This is a genomic window from Streptomyces sp. H39-S7, from assembly GCF_027158205.1.
Taxonomy (GTDB): domain Bacteria; phylum Actinomycetota; class Actinomycetes; order Streptomycetales; family Streptomycetaceae; genus Actinacidiphila.
The window spans coordinates 73,318-89,732 of the sequence record NZ_JAPVLU010000021.1 but is presented as its reverse complement, the minus strand read 5'-3'; the positions used below and the strand labels follow the sequence as shown (position 1 = coordinate 89,732).

Genomic DNA, 16,415 nt, shown 5'->3' with positions numbered 1-16,415 from the left:
CTCGAGTGTGCGGTCGGTAGTAGGACTTCCTCCACCGTACGAAGTCATCGGTCCGGAGCCGTCCGATTCGATCCGGACCGGCGCCGGCCGATGCCGCACACCCGCTCGCCGCCCGTCCTCAGGACAGCGGCTTGTCGAGAACCGCCTTGCTGTGGCTGAAGGTGTCGATCGAGTACTCGCCGTGGTACCGGCCCATCCCGCTCTCGCCGACCCCGCCGAAGGGCAGTTCCGGGGCGGTGAGGTGGGCCACCGGGATGCCGAAGGTGAGCGCGCCGGACGAGGTCTCGGTCAGCAGCCGCTGCTTGGTGTCGTCGGACGCGGTGAACGCGTACAGCGCCAGCGGCTTGTCGCGCGCGTTGATGAACGCGATCGCGGCGTCGAGGTCCGGCACGGACACGATGGGGAGGACCGGGCCGAAGATCTCCTCCTTCATGACGGGGGAGTCGGGCGAGACGTCGGCCAGGACGGTGGGCGCCAGGTAGCGCGTCGCGCGGTCGTGCTCTCCGCCGGTCACGGTGCGTCCACTGTCGAGCAGACCGGTGAGCCGGTCGAAGTGCCGCTCGTTGACGATGCGCCCGTACTCGGTGGAGGCGGCGGGATCGTCACCGTACAGAGCCTGCACGGCCGAGGTGAGCAGCGGCTCGACGGCCTGGGCCGTGTCGCCGATGGCCAGGACGTAGTCGGGGGCGACGCAGGTCTGGCCGGCGTTGAGAAACTTGCCGAACGCGATCCGCTGCGCCGCCGCGGCCAGATCCGAGCCCTGGTCGAGGACCGCGGGGCTCTTGCCGCCGAGTTCCAGGGTGACCGGGGTCAGGTGCTTGGCGGCGGCGGTCATGACGATCCGGCCGACGGTGCCGTTGCCGGTGTAGAAGATGTGGTCGAAGCGCTGCTCCAGCAGCGCGGTGGTCTCGGGGATCGCGCCTTCGACGACCGTCACGGCCTCGGTGTCGAGGTAGCGGGGGAGGAACTTGGCCATCGCGGCGGAGGTCGCGGGCGCCAGCTCGCTGGGCTTGACGACGGCGCAGTTGCCCGCCGCCAGCGCCCCGACCAGGGGCGCCAGCGCCAGCTGGAGGGGGTAGTTCCACGGCGCGATGACCAGGACGACGCCGAGCGGGTCACGGACGACGTATCCCTGCGCCGGCAGAAGCTTGTCGGGAAGCGCGGCGGGGCGCGGGGCCAGCCAGCTCTCGAGGTGCTCCAGGGTGTGGTCGATCTCGTTGATGGTGAAGCCCACCTCGGTCCGGTAGCCCTCCTTCAGGCCCTTGCCCAGGTCCGATCGCAGGGCAGCGGTGATCTCGTCACTGTTGTCCACGAGCAGGGTGCGCAGGGCCTTGAGCTGGGCACGGCGCCAGGCCGTCGGCTTGGTCCGGCCGGAGGCGAAGGTGGCGCGCAGGCGGCTGACGACGGCGGCGGCGTCCAGGTCCGGGGTTTCGTCTTGGTGAGTCATGGGATCCAACGTACACAAAACGAAAAGCTTTCGTTTCGTATATCCTGATGACGTGACCGAGCACACCGAGAACGATTCCCCCGTCCGCGGCAGGCGCCGTGACGTCGGCCGTGACCTTGTCCTGCTCGAAGCGACGCTGGAGGTCCTGTACGAGAAGGGCTACGGCGGGCTGACGACGGCCGAGGTCGCCAAGCGGGCGGGCGTGTCGACCGCGACGCTCTACCGCCGGTGGAGCTCGAAGCAGGACCTGGTCATCGGCACGGCCACCCAATGGGCCCGCGACCTCGGGCCGGGCCAGGACACCGGCACCCTCGACGGAGACCTCACCGCGCTCCTCCGGGACAAGGCCCGGACGCTGGACGGGCCGGGAGGCAGGCTGCTGCACGTCCTGATCGGCGAGGCCGCCCACAACCCGGCGCTGGCCCGCGTCCTGGACGACGCCGTCGTCCAGCCCGTCAGGGACCGGGCCGCCGCACTGGTGGCCCGCGCGGTCGCGCGCGGTGAGATCCCGCCTCTGGAGGACACCCATGTACTGGCCGACCTGGTGGTGGGGGCGATGGTCAGCAGGGTCTTCCTGACCCCCGGCCGGTCGTCGCCGTCGCCCACGGGTGAGGCGATGGTCCGCGAACTGCGCCCGTTCCTGCTGCGCGCCCTCGGAGCCCGTCCGGCCTGACCCGTCGGCCCGACCCCCGCCGGGTGCTACGGCCGCGCGCCGCCACCCCCCGGCTCACCGGCTTCAGGCCTCGTCGAGCAGCGCGACCACCCGCTGGCGGCCCTCCTGGTCCGCGGGCACCTGGAGGACCAGGAGCAGATCGGGGTCCTCGACCGGGCGGACCTGGAAGATCTCCAGGTCGAGCCGCCCGATCCGCGGGTGCTCGATCGCTGTTGTCGCGGGCCGGAAGTAGCGGACCGGGTACTCCGCCCACCAGGCCCGGAACTCGGGGCTGGCCTCGGTCAACTCCGCCACCATGACGGCGAATCGCGGATCGTCCGGCTGCTGTCCGAAGGTGGCCCGGAACTGGCTGAGCACCGCACGCGCGGCGGGCTCCCAACGGACCATCCTGGCCCGGTTCTCGGCGTCGGCGAACATCATCCACAGCAGATTGCACCGGTTGCGGGGGAGCGACCGGGGGTCGTGCCGCACTCGCGCGTAAGCCGTGTTCCACACCACGTAGTCGAAGTGGACGTCGTAGACGCACGCGATCGTGGGAGAAACCGCGTCGACCAGCCGCTGCAGCCGGGGAAGGGCGCCGTCGACCGGTGTGCTGACCGCCGGGGCGGTCAGTCCGGCGAGACTGCGCAAGTGACGGTGTTGATCGGGATCGAGCAGCATCGCGCGGGCCAGGGCGTCGACGACCTGGGCCGACGCCGATATGCCCCGCCCCTGCTCCAGCCAGGTGTACCAGGTGACCCCGACCCCGGACAGCTCGGCGACCTCCTCCCGCCGCAGGCCGGGCGTCCGGCGGAGCCCGGGCTCGCCGTATTCGCGCAGACCCACGTCGGCCGGTCGGAGCCGTGCCCGCTGAGCCCGGAGGAAGGCGGCGAGCTCGGCCCGGCGGGCCGCCTGCGGATTCCCCTGACCATCCCTCATACCGACGTGACCCCCGGGTGCGACGGAACGGTCCGACCGGCCGCCGGGTAGCAGCATCGGTACCAGGACCGGATCCGGCGACCGCCCTATCTTATGGAGCGCGGCCCGGCGAGCGGGAGGAGCTTCGCACGGCCGATCGGAACCGACCGGCACCGGTGGCCGGCCGGCTGCCCGCGAGGCGGCGGCGGGCCCAGCCGGAGCCCGGAGCCCGGAGCCCAGGAGACGACAGGAAACGAGGAGCCATGACCGATGGACTGTTGCTGCCGCCCGGCGGCGGCCGCCGGATCCAGAACATGACCTTGAAGGCGGGAGCGGAGCGGTCGACGGTCTGGTCGACGTTCGAGGCCGAGATCGCGCCCGGATTCGATGTCGGGGCGCACCTGCACGATCAGGCCGAGGAGGTCTTCTACGTCCTGGAGGGCGAACTCGATCTCCTCGCCTTCCAGCCGACCACGCAGGCCGGCGGCGACTGGCGCTCCTGGGAGTCGGAGAGCGGCGCCAAGGTGATGCGGGGCGGGCCGGGCAGCTTCATGTTCGTGCCCGCCGGCTGCCCGCACGCGTTCTTCAACCCCACATCGGAACCGGCCCGGATGCTCTTCCTGGTCTCCCCGGCCGGCCACGAGGACTATCTCCAGGAGATCACCGACGTGCTCGGCGCCGGAGGCCCGCCCGACCAGGCGCGGATCGCCGCGATACGGGCCCGTCACGACATCCAGCAACTCACCCCCCTCACCAGCCCGGCAGGCGGGGCGGGTGGCGGCCTTCGTCCGCCGGCAGGGCGTGTGGAGCCCCGGGAGCCATGACGCACGACCGCCACGGACGGCATCGGTCACCGAACGCAGCGACCGTTGACCGCAGCGCATCGTCCGTGCCGGCGGAGCGCGAACGCCGGAGGACGGGTCTACGCTGGCAGGGAGGCCAGCCCCGGAGGTGCGCCGTGCTCCGACGTCATCATTTTCACCTGGATCACATGGGTCACTCGATCACCGTCAACATCCGTGCCGGTATGAGACGTGACGTCGAGGTTCTGGTCGACGGCCGCGAGGTCGTCCATGAGCGGATGCGCGGCGCCGGGCTGAGCGTGCTCACCGCCGAACTGCCGGAGGACCCCGCTCAGACGTTCCAGATCCGCATCCACCAGCCCCGCTTCGGCTCCAGCGTGCCGCAGTGCGTCCTGAGTCTGGACGACGTCGACCGAACGATGCCGGCCCGCCTCGTGGTGTGACGCGGCGGCCACGCGGAGCCGCGTGGCCGCACGGTTTTGCGTCGTGATCTTTTGGTGGGCGATATCACCAAAACGTCCGTACAACCCGAATATCTCTCGTGCGACAGCCCATGCACGAGAGATATTTGCGTGGAACCCCTCCGACCGCAGGATTCTCTACAAGATCCACTTCGTTCAAGTTTCGACGGCTTACGATGGAATGTCCGGTAAGGAGCCAACCAAAAGGACGCTCCTTTCCACCCGCGCCCGCCCCCTGCGAACATCCCGTTCGGGAGGTCACGAAAGGTGACCACCTGTTGGGAATCCTGCCTTTCGGTGTCGTTGCACCCGAAGGCGACACGATGGGGGCCGTACATGTCCGAACTCACCCGCCGCAGTGTGCTGCGCGGCGCCGTCACCGGCGCCGCCGCCGTCACGTTCACCGGAGTCGCACTCGGCGTCCCCGTGGCACTGGCCGCCCGGCGCCCCGGAGGCGACACCGCCGGGTCCGTCCCGCACACCGGAGTCGAGGCGTTCGACGAGATCTACCGGGGCCGGCGCATACAGGGGGCGCCGCAGACCGGCGCCGGACACCACCGCGGGGGAGCGGGGTACGCCGTGTTCGTGGACGGTGGGGAACTGCACGTGATGCAGAACGCCGACTCCTCCTGGATCAGCGTCGTGAACCACTACGAGACGTTCGCCACGCCGCGCGCGGCGGCCCGGGCCGCGGTGCTGGAACTGCACGGCGCCGCGCTCGTTCCGTTCGCCTGACGCGAGTCACCCGCACCCGCACACCCGCTCGTCGGAACCCGAACCACCCGAAGAGGACAAAGACTTCTCATGGCAGTCCGTCAGAACCAGGCGAACCTCACCACCGCACAGAAGAGTGCCTTCACCGACGCCGTGCTGGAACTCAAGCGAAGTGGCCGGTACGACGAGTTCGTCGTCACGCACAACGCCTTCATCATGTCCGACGTCGACAACGGAGAGCGCGTCGGGCACCGCTCGCCGTCCTTCCTGCCCTGGCACCGCAGATTCCTTCTCGAGTTCGAGCAGGCGCTGCAGTCGGTCGATCCCCAGGTCATGCTCCCGTACTGGGACTGGACGCAGGACCGTACGGCGTCCGCCTCCCTGTGGGGCGCGGACTTCCTCGGTGGCGACGGACGCGCCGCCGACGCCCAGGTGACCACCGGCCCGTTCGCCTTCAACTCCGGCCGGTGGACGGTGAACGTCCGTGTGGACTCCCGCAGTTTCCTGCGCCGTGCCCTCGGCGGCGGAGGCCGCCCCCTGCCGACCCGGGCCGAGGTCGACTCCGTCCTCGCGATGCCCGTCTACGACATGGCCCCGTGGAACAGCCGGTCGAACGGGTTCCGCAACCACCTGGAGGGCTGGCGCGGGGTGAACCTGCACAACCGTGTCCATGTATGGGTCGGCGGCCAGATGGGCACGGGCGTGTCGCCCAACGACCCGGTGTTCTGGCTGCACCACTGCTTCATAGACAAGCTGTGGGCGGACTGGCAGCGACTGCACCCGACCTCGCCGTACCTGCCGGCCGCGGGGACACCGGACGTCGTCGACCTGCGCGAGACCATGAAGCCGTGGAACGACATCACCCCGGCCGACCTGATCGACCACACCTCCCGCTACACCTACGCCTGACGGGCTGGAGCGCGTCGGCTCCGGTGACCGCGTGCCGGGCGGGTGGTCCCCCGGGTTGCCCCGGGGGATCACCGTCCGTTCAGCCGGGGAGGTGCCACTGCTGGTTGGCGGCGGCGCTGTTGCAGGTCCAGATCTGGAGTCGGGTGCCGTTGGCCGAACTCGGTCCTGCGGCGTCGAGGCAGCGACCGGAACCGGTGTTGACCAGAGTGTTGTTGGTGCTCGGGCTCCACTTCTGCGCAGCGCTGCCGTTGCAGTCGTAGAGCTGGACCTTGGTGCCGTTCGCGGTTCCGGCGGCGGTGACGTCCATGCACTTGCCCAGGGCCTTCACGCTGCCGTCCGAACCCACCGCCCAGCTCTGCGCGGCGGTGCCGTTGCAGTCGTACAGCTGCACCGCGGCACCGTTCACCGAACTGGCGCCCGCCACGTCCACGCACTTGCCGCCGTAGCCCGTGATCGCACCCGAGCCGCCACCGGTGCCTGACACCGTCAGGCTGTAGGTGGCCGTACGGGCGCCCGACGAAGCGGTGCCGGTGACGGTGATGGGGTACGTACCCGGTGTGATGGCCGCGGTCGTGGTCACCGTCAGCGTGGAACTGCTCCCCGAGGTCACCGACGCCGGGCTGAACGACACCGTCGCCCCCGACGGGGCACCGCTCGCGGTCAGCGCCACACTCTGTGCCGTGCCACCGGACGTCACCGCTGTCGTGACCGTGGCGGTGGCCGAGGCGCCGGGCGCCACCGTGCCGGAGGCGGGCGTGACGCCGAGCGTGAAGCCGGCGCCCGGATCGGGCGCACCGCCGCCGAGCCACTTGATGCCGTTGAGGAGGAACTGGTTCTGCTGGGCGCTCGCGAAGGTCGACGACAGCGCGGTGTTGGTGTCGTAGTTCATCGCGTTGTGACCGAAGTTCGCGTAGAGCATCTTGTACTGGCGGTTGGTCCAGATGATCGGGTAGTAGCCGCTGTTCCAGGTCTGGGCCGGGTCGGTGCCGACCGGGAAGGTGGACGGGTCGAGTGAGGCCAGGATGTCGATGTTCGGGTTCTGGCGCAGGTCGTTGTTCCAGCTGTACCACTCACTGACCGAGGACGCGAAGGTGGCCGGGACCCCTGCCATCGACGGGTGTGCGCGGTCCTCGACCTTCAGCGTCTCGCCCGTCGGGCCCCAGGTGTTGCTCTTGAAGGTGCCGGTGCCCAGGAACGTGTTGTGGTACCAGGACCAGGCGTTGGAACCGGCGTCGTTGTAGGCCGAGACGTGGAAGCCCATCCAGCCGCCGCCGTTGTCCATGTACGTCTTGAACGCACTCTGCTGGGCAGCGGTCTGCGGGTGGTTGTCCAGGAACAGGACCACCTGGTACTTGGCCAGATTCGCGGTGTTGAGCTGGCTCCAGTCACTGGTCGGGGTGTACGTGAAGCCGTTCTCCGCGGCGTGCTGCGGGAACCACTGGTTGGCCTCGTGGACGAAGCTGATGTGCGCCGCGTCGTACGTGCCGTCGTAGAACGCCAGCACTTTGAAGGTGGGGACCGCGTGCGCGGTGCCGGTCTCCGGGACGGTGGCGAATCCGAGCAGGAGCGCGCAGAGCGCGAGCAGCCGTATCAGTACGCGTTGCACGGAGTGTGCCGTGTGGGTTCGGACCATGGGACGGGGTTCCTCCTGGGCACGGCGGAGTGGTGGTGGGGGGGACGTGCGGAGAGAACAACGTGCGGACACGTCGGTGGACGGCCCGTCGAAGGGAAGCGGTGGCCGGGGCCGATGCGGGTCGGTCACGGCCGGGTGGGGGGCTGACACCCGCTGATGAGGGCGGCAGTAGCGGCTCCACTTACTTCACGACTTAATCCAGACGGTGAGTTAACCGACGCGGCAAGGCCCCGTCAAGGCTTGGCGCACATACGGCAGTTGTCTCCCGCCGGTGGTTTTCGGCGGCTTGCGTATCTCGATAGGCGTCTGTCCTGTGCCGATGTCCACCGAATGACCGGAAGGGCCGGCCGTGGTCTTGACAGGGGCGTGGTCTAGTCCAAGCATGGTCGTGGCCGTGCAGCGCCTCAAAGCGCTGCTCTGTCGTGTACCGATGATCCGACGCTGCGGGGCGTCGGAAGCGGTACCGCAGTCGCCTCGGTCGACTCCTCGCGCACGCGTGCCCGTGTGTGACGGCGTTTCTGAGAGCGCTCTCGGCCTGACCCGCACCCTCGTCCGTCCGTAAGGAGTCAGACGGTTTTCCGGCTTTCCCCGTCCCCCACTGAGGAGCCCTTCATGTCGGCGTCACCCCCCACCCGACGCATAAGTCCCCGCCCCCTCGCGCTGTTCGCCGCCGCCGTGCTGCTGCTCTGCGGCGGGCTACAGCAGGCGCTGGCCCCACAGGCCTCCGGCGCCGAGAACGCCCCTTCCGCAGCGGCTGCCGCCACCTTCACCGATGACTTCAACGGTGCCGCGGGAAGCGCGGTCGACAGCTCCAAGTGGGGCTACGAGACCGGCGACAACGTGAACAACCACGAGCGGCAGTACTACACGAGCGGCAACCACAACGCGGCCCTCGACGGCCAGGGCAACCTCGTCATCACCGCCCGCAAGGAGAACCCGGCCAACTACCAGTGCTGGTACGGCACCTGTCAGTACACCTCGGCCCGGCTCTCCACGCCGTCCAAGTTCACCCAGGCGTACGGGCACTTCGAGACCCGCATGAAGCTGCCGCGCGGCCAGGGCATGTGGCCCGCGTTCTGGATGCTCGGCAACGACATCGGCACGGCCGGCTGGCCCAACAGCGGTGAGATCGACATCATGGAGAACGTCGGCTTCGAGCCCGGTACGGTGCACGGCACCATCCACGGACCCGGTTACTCCGGCGCCGCGGGCATCGGCGCCGGCTACACGCTCCCCGGCGGCCAGAGCTTCTCCGACGCCTTCCACACCTTCTCCGTGGACTGGGCCCCGAACTCCATCAAGTGGTACGTCGACGGCAACCTCTACCAGACCCGCACCCCCGCCGACCTGGGCGGCAACCGCTGGGTGTTCGACCATCCCTTCTACCTGCTGCTCAACCTCGCGGTAGGCGGCTACTGGCCCGGCGACCCCGACGCCAACACCACCTTCCCGCAGCAGCTCGTCGTGGACTACGTGCACGTCACCACCAGCGACACGGGCGGCGGGAACGGAACGGGCCACCCGATCACCGGCTACGGCAACAAGTGCGTCGACGTGGCCTCGTCGAACACCGCCAACGGCACGCCCGTACAGCTCTGGGACTGCAACGGGACGGGGGCGCAGTCCTGGACGTCCGCGTCCGACGGATCCCTGCGGGCGCTCGGCAAGTGCATGGACGTCACCGCCGCGGGCACTGCTGACGGCACCAAGATCCAGCTCTACGACTGCAACGGCACCGCCGCGCAGAAGTGGACGGTGGGCGCCGGAAGCACGCTCGTCAACACCGGATCGGGCCGCTGCCTGGACGCCACCGGCCCCAGCTCGGCCAACGGCACCCGCCTCCAGATCTGGGCCTGCAACAGCACCGCCGCCAACCAGCAGTGGCACCTCACCACCTGACCGGCACACCGAAGCATCAGGTGCCCGGCCGGCCTGCCCAAGGCCGGCCGGGCACCTGCGCGTCCGCCACTCAGCGGGCCCCCTGCCCGGGGGCCGGAGAATCACCTGATCCACTGTCTTAGGGTCTCCGCATGACGACTGCGCTCCGCTTGGCGGAAATCACCGCCGACAACTTCGATGCGGCCATCAACCTCAAGGTCCGGCCCGACCAGGAGCACCTGGTGGCTCCGGTCGTGAAGTCCCTCGCCGAGGCGTACCTCCACCCCGGCATCGCCTGGCCCCGCCTCATCGTCGACGGCGACCGGATCGTGGGCTTCGTCATGGCCTTTCTGGACATCGACTTCGCCGGCGACGGCACGGGCAACGACATCCGCTCCGGTCTGTGGCGCCTGAACATCGCGGCCGGCGAGCAGGGCCGCGGTTGTGGGCGGTTCGCCGTCGAGGCCGTGGCCGCTGAGATCCGCCGCCGTGGCGGCAATCGCCTCACCACCAGTTGGCACCCGGGTGAGGACGGCCCCGAGCGTTTCTACCTGGGGCTCGGGGTCCGGCCGACGGGTGAGATGAGCGGGGACCAGCGGGTCGGGGAACTGGTTCTGGACTAGGGATCAGGTTGCTCGGGCCAGGAGCAGCCCGGCGATGATCGATGCCGCGTTGGCCGTCACGGATGCCGCGTACGGGACAGGCCCCCTCAGCCGGAGCATACGGCTCAGGAGCACCCCCTCCACCAGGCAGACGACTGCCTCGGCCACGGCGAAGTACTCCCAGTAGCCCGCGGCCGGTACATGGGTGAGGAACCACCAGAGGGGTGGGTGCGTCACACCGTTGACGATCAGGGCGGCGACGCCGGCGCGCGTCGGCCGGACGCGGCCCGCTACGGTGAGCGCTGCGATGTAGACGGGAACCTCGACGAGCACGGTCAGAGCGAGTGCGAACACGTACGGCACGGCGGGATCGTGTCACGGGGAGGGGACGGATGGCGAGCGCGCAGGCGGCGGCCCTGCCCGTCGTGCGGGGGCTGGGTGCCGCGCCGGTGCTGGGGTTCGGGTGCGCGGCTGCCGTCGCGCTGGTCGCGGCGCTGCGGCTTCCGGCCGGCACCGCCGTCGTCGGGCTCGCGACGTTCGGGATCCTGCACAACGTGCTGGAACTGCGGTACGTGGCCGGCCGCTTCGAAGGAGTGCTGCGCGGGCCGCTCCTGCGACTCCTGGGCCTGCTGATCACGGGGATCGTGGTGTGCCGCCTGCTGCCGCCGTCGACCGTGACGCGCACCGGAGAGATCCTGCTGGCGTACGGGCTGCTGGGCACCGCGTGTGTGCACGCCCTGCGTTCCCGGACGCCGCTGCTGGCGGCGGCGGTCGCCGTGCTCGCCGCGGCGGCCGGCACCTCACTGACCTTCCCGGCCTACCACTTCGTGGTGCTGACGCATCTGCACAACATCGTGCCCCTGCTCTTCCTGTGGGAGTGGTCGCGGCGGCTGCCCCATGGGCGGGGCACCTTCCGTGCGGTGCAGTGCGGATGGGTCCTGCTGGTGCCCGCGCTGCTGATGGCCGGGGCGTTCGACCACTGGCTGGCCGCCGGCACGGCGTGGACCGACCGGTTGTCCGCCGCGTACACCCCACCGGCGTGGCTGGACTCGGCGGTGAGCTTGCGCTTCGTCGCGGTCTTCGCGTTCCTGCAGACGATGCACTACGTGGTCTGGGTCTGGTTCCTGCCGCGCTACGCGCCCGACGCCTCGCGGGCGTTCGAACGCCGCGTGCCGGCGCTGCGCGGCTGGCGGGCGTGGGCGCTGGGCCTGGGCGCGGCCGCCGCACTCGCGTGCCTGTTCGCGACGGACTACGCGCAGGGCAAGGCGCTGTACGCGGCCGTCGCGAGCTACCACGCCTATCTGGAGTTCCCGGTCCTACTGATGCTCATTCTGGGTCTGGGGGCGGCCCCGGCCGCCATCACCGGTCCCGTCGAAGGGAAGAACACACGTGTCTCTGCTGGCTGACCTCGCTCCCGATCCACCCCCCTCCGCGTCCGGCGGCAGTCATGTCGTTCTCACCGTGGTGGGGATCCTGCTGCTGGTCGGCGTTCTCGTGCTGGTCATGATCGCGCTGTCCCGCCGCAAGTGAGCGGCGGGCGCCCGAAGCGGCGGGACGCGGTTCAGGTGAGGTCGACGTGGACGCTGGTGGACTTCACCCGTGCGGTGGCCCGCATGCCCACTTCCAGCCGCAGTTCCTCGACTGCCTCGCGGGTGAGCAGGGAGACCAGCCGGTGGGGGCCGGCCTGGATCTCGACCTGGGCGGCGACGTCGCCGAGCTTGACCGCGGTGACGATGCCCGAGAAGGCGTTGCGCACGGAGGTGTGCGCCTCGCCGTTCTCCGCAGCTGTCTCCTGCGCGACCTCGACGCAGAAGGCCGCCAGGTCCGGGCCGTCGACGAACCGGCGGGTGTTCTCGCGGTGGGTGGGGAAACGGCCTGCGTCGGCCCAGCGCCGCGCCGTGTCGACGCTCACGCCGAGCAGGTTCGCCGCCTGACCAATGGTGTAGGACTCCATGAGCCGAACACTAAGCCCAACGCCGCCCGCTTCCGTCGGCGACGGCACGGGAGGGACGCCGGTGCGGCCCCTGGGACGTGGGACGGTCACGCGCCGTGGCCGGTGGCCGGGGCGGCGTCGCCGCCGAGAGCGGCACGCACCTGCTCCCGGAACCAGCGCTGTGCCGGGTCGTTGTCGTGCCGGGGATGCCAGCCCATGGAGATCTCGATGGGCGGGATGCGCAGCGGGATGCGCAGGACTTCCAGACCGAGCGCGGTGATCAGGTGTGCGCCGGTTCTGGCCAGGGCCTGGCCCATCAGATCGGAGGCGGCGACGAGTTGGAGGGCCGCGGCGAAGGTCGGCATCGCCGCGACCACCCGGCGGCGCAGGCCCTTGGCCTCGAGGGCGTCGTCCAGTGGACCACGCAGTCGGCCGCGCCGGGACGTGAGGACGTGCAGGGCGCCGGCGAAGCCGGCCGGGGTGAGCGGCTTTCCCGCGAGGGGGTGCCCGCGCCGGACGACGGCGACCATCTCGTCGGTGAACAGTGTCTCGACGAGGGTTTCGGGCGGCGGTGCGGTGATGATGCGGATCTCGAGGTCCGCTGTCCCGTCGCGCAGGACGAAGTCGTCGGGGTGAGGGCTCTCGGGGAGCAGGACGACGCTGACGCCCGGGGCGGAGTGCTGGAGGCCGGGCAGCAGCCGGGTGGCGAGGGCGGTCGACGGCAGGTCGTTGGCGACGATCGTGAACGTCTGCTCCAGCCGCGCCGCGTCCACCGGGCGGCCCTCGGCGAACAGCGCACGCGAGCGGTCCAGGAGGGCTTTGACCTCCTGGCGCACGGCCTCGGCCCGCGGGGTCGGCACCATCGACCGCCCGGACCGGACCAGGATCGGGTCCGAGAACGCGGTACGGATCCGGGCCAGGGTGCGGCTCATCGCGGGAGCGGACAGGCCGAGGCGATCGGCGGCGGCCGTGACGGAGCGTTCGTCGAGCAGGGCATCGAGAGCGATCAGGAGATTCAGATCCATGTTCCGGGTCATGCGATGCCTCTCGCCTGGTTGATTGTGTGTGACGCAATATACTTGTGAGATAAGTGCATTTGCCGTTGTGTCAGGCCGCTCCTACCGTTTCCCGGGTACCGCACCGAGAGCTCGAGGAGACGCTGTGGCAGGGCGACAGACAGACGGTCAACTGGCATCACCCGCACCGCCGCCGGCATCCGAGGAGCACCCGCGCAGCCGGGAAATGCTCGTCCTGATGTCCCTGTGCGTGGGGACCCTGCAGGCGATGGCGGCCGCGATGAACCTCGCGATCCCGTCGCTCGCCCACAGCTCGCTGCACCCCGGTCCCACCGCCCTGGTGTGGATCGTGGACGCCTATCTGATCGCCTTCGCCTGCCTGCTGATCCCGGGTGGCGCGCTGGCCGACCGGCTCGGCCGCAAGGGTGTACTGATCACCGGACTCTGCCTGTTCACCGCCGGCAGCGTACTCGCGGCCATGGCCGGACAGGTGCCGCTGCTGATCACTGGCCGGCTGGTGGCCGGCGCCGGAGCCGCGCTCGCGCTGCCGGTCACCCTCGGACTGCTGATGCTGCTCTTCCCGCCGGCCCGTCGCCCGCACGCGGTGGCCACCTGGACGGCGTCGCTGGCCGCGGGAGGCATCCTCGGCAACGTGGTCGGCGGCGTGGTGCTGGAGTACCTGCCCTGGCAGGGGCTGTTCATCGTCTTCGGAGCAGCCGGCGCCCTGCTCGCGGCGATCACGGCCCTGCGGGCCCCTCGGACACCGACGCGCCCGGCGCCGCTCGACGCACCCGGCTCGGTGCTGCTCGCGGCGGCCATCATCGCGCTGCTCTACGGACTGATCGAGGGACGCGAACGCGGCTGGACGTCCGCCCTGGTCCTGGGATCGTTCGCCGCGGCGGCCCTGATCACGCTGATGTACGTGCTCGTCGGGCTGCGCCGGCGCCACCCCCTGCTGGACCCCCGGGTGTTCGCGCTGCGCCCGCTGCGGGCCGGGACGCTGGGGGTCGCCGTGGCCTTCGTCGGCGCCTTCGCCATGTTCTACGTCAACGCCCAGTACCTGACGGTCGCCCACGGCTACTCCCTCGCCCTGGCCGGCGTCGCGCTGGCGCCGATCGCGGTCGCGATGGGGCTGACGTCCCGCGCCTCCACGAAACTGGTGCGCCGCTGGGGCGCCAGGCCGGTGGTGGCCGTCGGGTTCGCCGCACTCGTCGCGGGACTCGCGGCGTTCTCGCTGGTCGGCGCGGACACCCCGTACGCGCTCTACATCCTGTGCCCGGCGCTGGCGCTGGCCGGTATCGGACTCGCGCTGCCCCCGCTGTCCGGCGGAATCATGGCCGCTCTGCCCGGCGAACGCGCTGGCATGGGATCCGGGGTCAACGGTGCCGCGCGAGAGGTGGGGAGCGCCCTGGGCGTCGCCGCCATGGGTACCGCGCTCGGTGCGAACACGGCGGGCAGCGGGGCCTCGGCGGCGGCCCTGAGCGGTGCCATGGACAGCGGTTTCCGCGTCATCGCCCTCGCGGTGGCACTGGCCGCGCTGCTCGTCGTGCGCTGGATGGACTGAACCGTCCAGGTGGCCGTGGACCTCTCCACCCCCGGCAGACGGGCTCCTGTCATCCGGTCACGGGGGACCGTCCGTATCCGCGTCGGCCTCATCGCGCGACGACGGTCGCCGACCTGCGCGTGAGCAGTCGATCCCGGCGCGGTGTCAGTGCCGGCTGCAATGCTGACGGGCATGGGTGAACTGATCTGGCGCCGGGTCTACGGCGCCGACCACGACGATCCGGATCCGGGGCCCCGGACCGGTCACGTATACCGGGAACTGGTCGGCGGTCCCCTCGACGGACTGCTGCTCGACGTCACCGGGTGGACGGACCGGCAACTGCGGGAAAGCGCCGCGCTGGTCACCGAGATCGGCAAGTTCGGCCCCGGCGGGCGCGCCCTCTACGGCCCCCGCGCGGGCGATCCGGACCACTGGGACTGGGAAGGCGATACCCGCTAGACCCCTGGACCCCGCCGACGGGGCCGAGGTGCCGGATCGGATGGCCCGGCCAAATCCATCCGATCCGGCTCGTCGCAGTGCCTCCGAAGCGAGCCGGGCCCTATACCCGGGTGTCGTCGTCCCACAGGTCGGTGCGGTGGGCGCCGACGAGAGCGGAGATGCGGGTCAGTGCCTCGGCGGCGGGCAGGGCGGGCAACCGGCGACCGTCCCGCAGTCGGACGGCGACGTGGTCGTCGACGGCCTCCTTGGCGCCGATCACCGCCTGGTACGGCACGAGCCGCGCGAGCCGGATGCGCGCACCCAAGGTGCCGCGTTCCGGACCGGCGAGCTCTGCGCGCAACCCCTGGTCCAGGCAGCGTTGGACGAGTGCGGCGGCCTGCGGCAACTCGGCTTCGGAGACCGGGAGAACGACGAGCTGGGTGGGTGCGAGCCAGGCCGGGAACGCGCCGCCGTGCTGCTCGATGAGGTGGGCGACGGCCCGTTCCACGCTGCCGATGATGCTGCGGTGGACCATGACCGGACGGTGTTTCGCGCCGTCCGCGCCGACGTAGCACAGATCGAACTGCTCGGGCTGATGGAAGTCGATCTGGACGGTGGACAGGGTGGACTCGCGGCCGGCGCCGTCGGTGACCTGCACGTCGATCTTGGGGCCGTAGAACGCGGCTTCCCCTTCGACCGCTTCGTACGGCAGGCCGGAGTCGTCCAGGACGCGGGTCAGCAGGGCGGTGGACCGCTGCCACATCTCCGGAGCCGCCACGTACTTGCCGCCCGGGCCGGGGAGCGAGAGCCGGTAGCGGCTCGGGCTGATGCCGAGCGCCGCATACGCAGAGCGGATCATCTCCAGCGCCGACCGGGTCTCGTCGGCGACCTGGTCCAGGGTGCAGAAGATGTGCGCGTCGTTGAGCTGGATGGCCCGCACGCGGGTCAGTCCGCCGAGCACGCCCGACTGCTCGGAGCGGTACATGCCTCCCAGTTCGGCCATGCGCAGCGGCAGTTCACGGTAGCTGCGGGAGCGCGAGCGGTAGATCACCGCGTGGTGCGGACACAGGCTCGGCCGCAGCACCACCTGCTCACCGCCGAGTTCCATCGGTGGGAACATGTCGTCGCTGTAGTGCGACCAGTGCCCCGAGATCTCGTAGAGCTCGCGTTTGCCGAGCACCGGTGAGTACACGTGCCGGTAGCCGGCGCGCCGCTCCGCGGTGCGGATGTACTCCTCCAGCGCGTGGCGCACGGCCGCACCGTCGGGCAGCCAGTACGGCAGTCCCGCGCCGATCAGCGGGTCGGTGTCGAACAGTTCCAGCTCGCGTCCGAGCTTGCGGTGATCGTGCATGGTGGTCTCCTCGCGGACGATGAGGCGAGTGACCACACGGCGAAGCCCCGGGGCACTCGCCCCGGGGCTTCGGACTAAGACAGTAGTCAGCGCGCCGGGACACTCTCCGGCGTCGTC

At 70.5% G+C, this 16,415-nt stretch carries 18 protein-coding genes; 11 read left to right on the top strand and 7 right to left on the bottom strand.

All coding sequences use genetic code 11. From position 1 onward, the window contains the following. Nucleotides 1–118: 118 nt before the first annotated feature. On the bottom strand, nucleotides 119–1,447 hold the full coding sequence (locus O3X23_RS21485; protein ID WP_269273088.1) for an aldehyde dehydrogenase family protein: 1,329 nt from the start codon (nucleotides 1,445–1,447) through the stop codon (nucleotides 119–121). A gap of 52 nt (nucleotides 1,448–1,499) precedes the next feature. Between O3X23_RS21485 and O3X23_RS21480 the strand changes: the two genes are divergently transcribed. Then, on the top strand, nucleotides 1,500–2,120 hold the full coding sequence (locus O3X23_RS21480; RefSeq protein WP_269273087.1) for a TetR/AcrR family transcriptional regulator: 621 nt from the start codon (nucleotides 1,500–1,502) through the stop codon (nucleotides 2,118–2,120). Between the two features lie 63 nt (nucleotides 2,121–2,183). Here O3X23_RS21480 and O3X23_RS21475 read toward each other — a convergent pair whose 3' ends face one another. Further along, nucleotides 2,184–3,038 (bottom strand): helix-turn-helix transcriptional regulator, encoded by an 855-nt coding sequence (locus O3X23_RS21475; RefSeq protein ID WP_269273086.1) that lies wholly within the window; start codon nucleotides 3,036–3,038, stop codon nucleotides 2,184–2,186. 242 nt (nucleotides 3,039–3,280) lie between these two features. Here O3X23_RS21475 and O3X23_RS21470 point away from each other — a divergent pair, with 242 nt between their 5' ends. The 4 genes from O3X23_RS21470 (at nucleotide 3,281) to melC2 (ending at nucleotide 5,904) form a co-directional block, all read left to right on the top strand. Next, on the top strand, nucleotides 3,281–3,841 hold the full coding sequence (locus O3X23_RS21470; RefSeq protein ID WP_269273085.1) for a cupin domain-containing protein: 561 nt from the start codon (nucleotides 3,281–3,283) through the stop codon (nucleotides 3,839–3,841). Between the two features lie 203 nt (nucleotides 3,842–4,044). After that, nucleotides 4,045–4,263 carry a hypothetical protein gene (locus O3X23_RS21465; protein ID WP_269273084.1) on the top strand — a complete coding sequence of 73 codons (219 nt, stop codon included), beginning with the start codon at nucleotides 4,045–4,047 and terminating at the stop codon, nucleotides 4,261–4,263. Nucleotides 4,264–4,617: 354 nt separating this feature from the next. Continuing rightward, entirely contained in the window at nucleotides 4,618–5,016 is a 399-nt protein-coding gene (gene melC1 / locus O3X23_RS21460; RefSeq protein ID WP_269273083.1) for an apotyrosinase chaperone MelC1, read from the top strand. 69 nt (nucleotides 5,017–5,085) lie between these two features. Next, entirely contained in the window at nucleotides 5,086–5,904 is an 819-nt protein-coding gene (gene melC2 / locus O3X23_RS21455) for a tyrosinase MelC2 (RefSeq protein ID WP_269273082.1), read from the top strand. A 79-nt stretch (nucleotides 5,905–5,983) separates the two neighbouring features. On the opposite strand, the gene O3X23_RS21450 is transcribed toward melC2, so the two are convergent. Then, a complete protein-coding gene (locus O3X23_RS21450; protein WP_269273081.1) occupies nucleotides 5,984–7,537 on the bottom strand; it encodes a ThuA domain-containing protein in 1,554 nt (517 codons plus the stop codon). 612 nt (nucleotides 7,538–8,149) lie between these two features. On the opposite strand from O3X23_RS21450, the gene O3X23_RS21445 reads away from it, so the two are divergent. Beyond that, the gene (locus tag O3X23_RS21445; RefSeq protein WP_269273080.1) at nucleotides 8,150–9,436 is read left to right on the top strand and encodes an RICIN domain-containing protein; all 1,287 of its coding nucleotides are present in this window, start codon (nucleotides 8,150–8,152) and stop codon (nucleotides 9,434–9,436) included. Between the two features lie 131 nt (nucleotides 9,437–9,567). Next, nucleotides 9,568–10,038 carry a GNAT family N-acetyltransferase gene (locus O3X23_RS21440; protein WP_269273079.1) on the top strand — a complete coding sequence of 157 codons (471 nt, stop codon included), beginning with the start codon at nucleotides 9,568–9,570 and terminating at the stop codon, nucleotides 10,036–10,038. Between the two features lie 3 nt (nucleotides 10,039–10,041). Here the strand turns inward: O3X23_RS21440 and O3X23_RS21435 are convergent, their stop codons facing one another. Next, nucleotides 10,042–10,380, bottom strand: coding sequence for a hypothetical protein (locus O3X23_RS21435; protein ID WP_269273078.1), 339 nt, complete (start codon nucleotides 10,378–10,380; stop codon nucleotides 10,042–10,044). Between the two features lie 29 nt (nucleotides 10,381–10,409). Here O3X23_RS21435 and O3X23_RS21430 point away from each other — a divergent pair, with 29 nt between their 5' ends. Further along, nucleotides 10,410–11,423 carry a hypothetical protein gene (locus O3X23_RS21430; protein ID WP_269273077.1) on the top strand — a complete coding sequence of 338 codons (1,014 nt, stop codon included), beginning with the start codon at nucleotides 10,410–10,412 and terminating at the stop codon, nucleotides 11,421–11,423. Next, the gene (locus tag O3X23_RS21425) at nucleotides 11,407–11,547 is read left to right on the top strand and encodes a hypothetical protein (RefSeq protein ID WP_269273076.1); all 141 of its coding nucleotides are present in this window, start codon (nucleotides 11,407–11,409) and stop codon (nucleotides 11,545–11,547) included. Before O3X23_RS21430 ends, O3X23_RS21425 begins: the two co-directional genes overlap by 17 nt. 31 nt (nucleotides 11,548–11,578) lie before the next feature. Here the strand turns inward: O3X23_RS21425 and O3X23_RS21420 are convergent, their stop codons facing one another. Together O3X23_RS21420 and O3X23_RS21415 are read right to left on the bottom strand one after the other, a co-directional pair. Then, complete coding sequence (locus tag O3X23_RS21420; protein ID WP_269273075.1) at nucleotides 11,579–11,971, bottom strand: TOBE domain-containing protein; 393 nt, start codon at nucleotides 11,969–11,971, stop codon at nucleotides 11,579–11,581. 86 nt (nucleotides 11,972–12,057) lie between these two features. After that, nucleotides 12,058–12,975: a LysR family transcriptional regulator gene (locus O3X23_RS21415; RefSeq protein WP_269273074.1), complete on the bottom strand. Its 918-nt coding sequence runs from the start codon at nucleotides 12,973–12,975 to the stop codon at nucleotides 12,058–12,060. Between the two features lie 229 nt (nucleotides 12,976–13,204). Here O3X23_RS21415 and O3X23_RS21410 point away from each other — a divergent pair, with 229 nt between their 5' ends. After that, nucleotides 13,205–14,530 carry an MFS transporter gene (locus O3X23_RS21410; protein ID WP_269273073.1) on the top strand — a complete coding sequence of 442 codons (1,326 nt, stop codon included), beginning with the start codon at nucleotides 13,205–13,207 and terminating at the stop codon, nucleotides 14,528–14,530. A 171-nt stretch (nucleotides 14,531–14,701) separates the two neighbouring features. After that, nucleotides 14,702–14,968, top strand: coding sequence for a hypothetical protein (locus O3X23_RS21405; RefSeq protein ID WP_269273072.1), 267 nt, complete (start codon nucleotides 14,702–14,704; stop codon nucleotides 14,966–14,968). Between the two features lie 100 nt (nucleotides 14,969–15,068). On the opposite strand, the gene thrS is transcribed toward O3X23_RS21405, so the two are convergent. Then, nucleotides 15,069–16,388, bottom strand: coding sequence for a threonine--tRNA ligase (gene thrS / locus O3X23_RS21400; RefSeq protein ID WP_331283929.1), 1,320 nt, complete (start codon nucleotides 16,386–16,388; stop codon nucleotides 15,069–15,071). Nucleotides 16,389–16,415 lie beyond the last annotated feature (27 nt).

Bases quoted from the DNA above. Each gene is read 5' to 3' on its own strand.
- O3X23_RS21485 (WP_269273088.1), bottom strand. From the start codon at position 1,447: ATGACTCACCAAGACGAAACCCCGGACCTGGACGCCGCCGCCGTCGTC.
- O3X23_RS21475 (WP_269273086.1), bottom strand. From the start codon at position 3,038: ATGAGGGATGGTCAGGGGAATCCGCAGGCGGCCCGCCGGGCCGAGCTC.
- O3X23_RS21470 (WP_269273085.1), top strand. From the start codon at position 3,281: ATGACCGATGGACTGTTGCTGCCGCCCGGCGGCGGCCGCCGGATCCAG.
- O3X23_RS21465 (WP_269273084.1), top strand. From the start codon at position 4,045: ATGAGACGTGACGTCGAGGTTCTGGTCGACGGCCGCGAGGTCGTCCAT.
- melC1 (WP_269273083.1), top strand. From the start codon at position 4,618: ATGTCCGAACTCACCCGCCGCAGTGTGCTGCGCGGCGCCGTCACCGGC.
- melC2 (WP_269273082.1), top strand. From the start codon at position 5,086: ATGGCAGTCCGTCAGAACCAGGCGAACCTCACCACCGCACAGAAGAGT.
- O3X23_RS21450 (WP_269273081.1), bottom strand. From the start codon at position 7,537: ATGGTCCGAACCCACACGGCACACTCCGTGCAACGCGTACTGATACGG.
- O3X23_RS21445 (WP_269273080.1), top strand. From the start codon at position 8,150: ATGTCGGCGTCACCCCCCACCCGACGCATAAGTCCCCGCCCCCTCGCG.
- O3X23_RS21440 (WP_269273079.1), top strand. From the start codon at position 9,568: ATGACGACTGCGCTCCGCTTGGCGGAAATCACCGCCGACAACTTCGAT.
- O3X23_RS21430 (WP_269273077.1), top strand. From the start codon at position 10,410: ATGGCGAGCGCGCAGGCGGCGGCCCTGCCCGTCGTGCGGGGGCTGGGT.
- O3X23_RS21420 (WP_269273075.1), bottom strand. From the start codon at position 11,971: ATGGAGTCCTACACCATTGGTCAGGCGGCGAACCTGCTCGGCGTGAGC.
- O3X23_RS21415 (WP_269273074.1), bottom strand. From the start codon at position 12,975: ATGGATCTGAATCTCCTGATCGCTCTCGATGCCCTGCTCGACGAACGC.
- O3X23_RS21410 (WP_269273073.1), top strand. From the start codon at position 13,205: ATGTCCCTGTGCGTGGGGACCCTGCAGGCGATGGCGGCCGCGATGAAC.
- O3X23_RS21405 (WP_269273072.1), top strand. From the start codon at position 14,702: ATGGGTGAACTGATCTGGCGCCGGGTCTACGGCGCCGACCACGACGAT.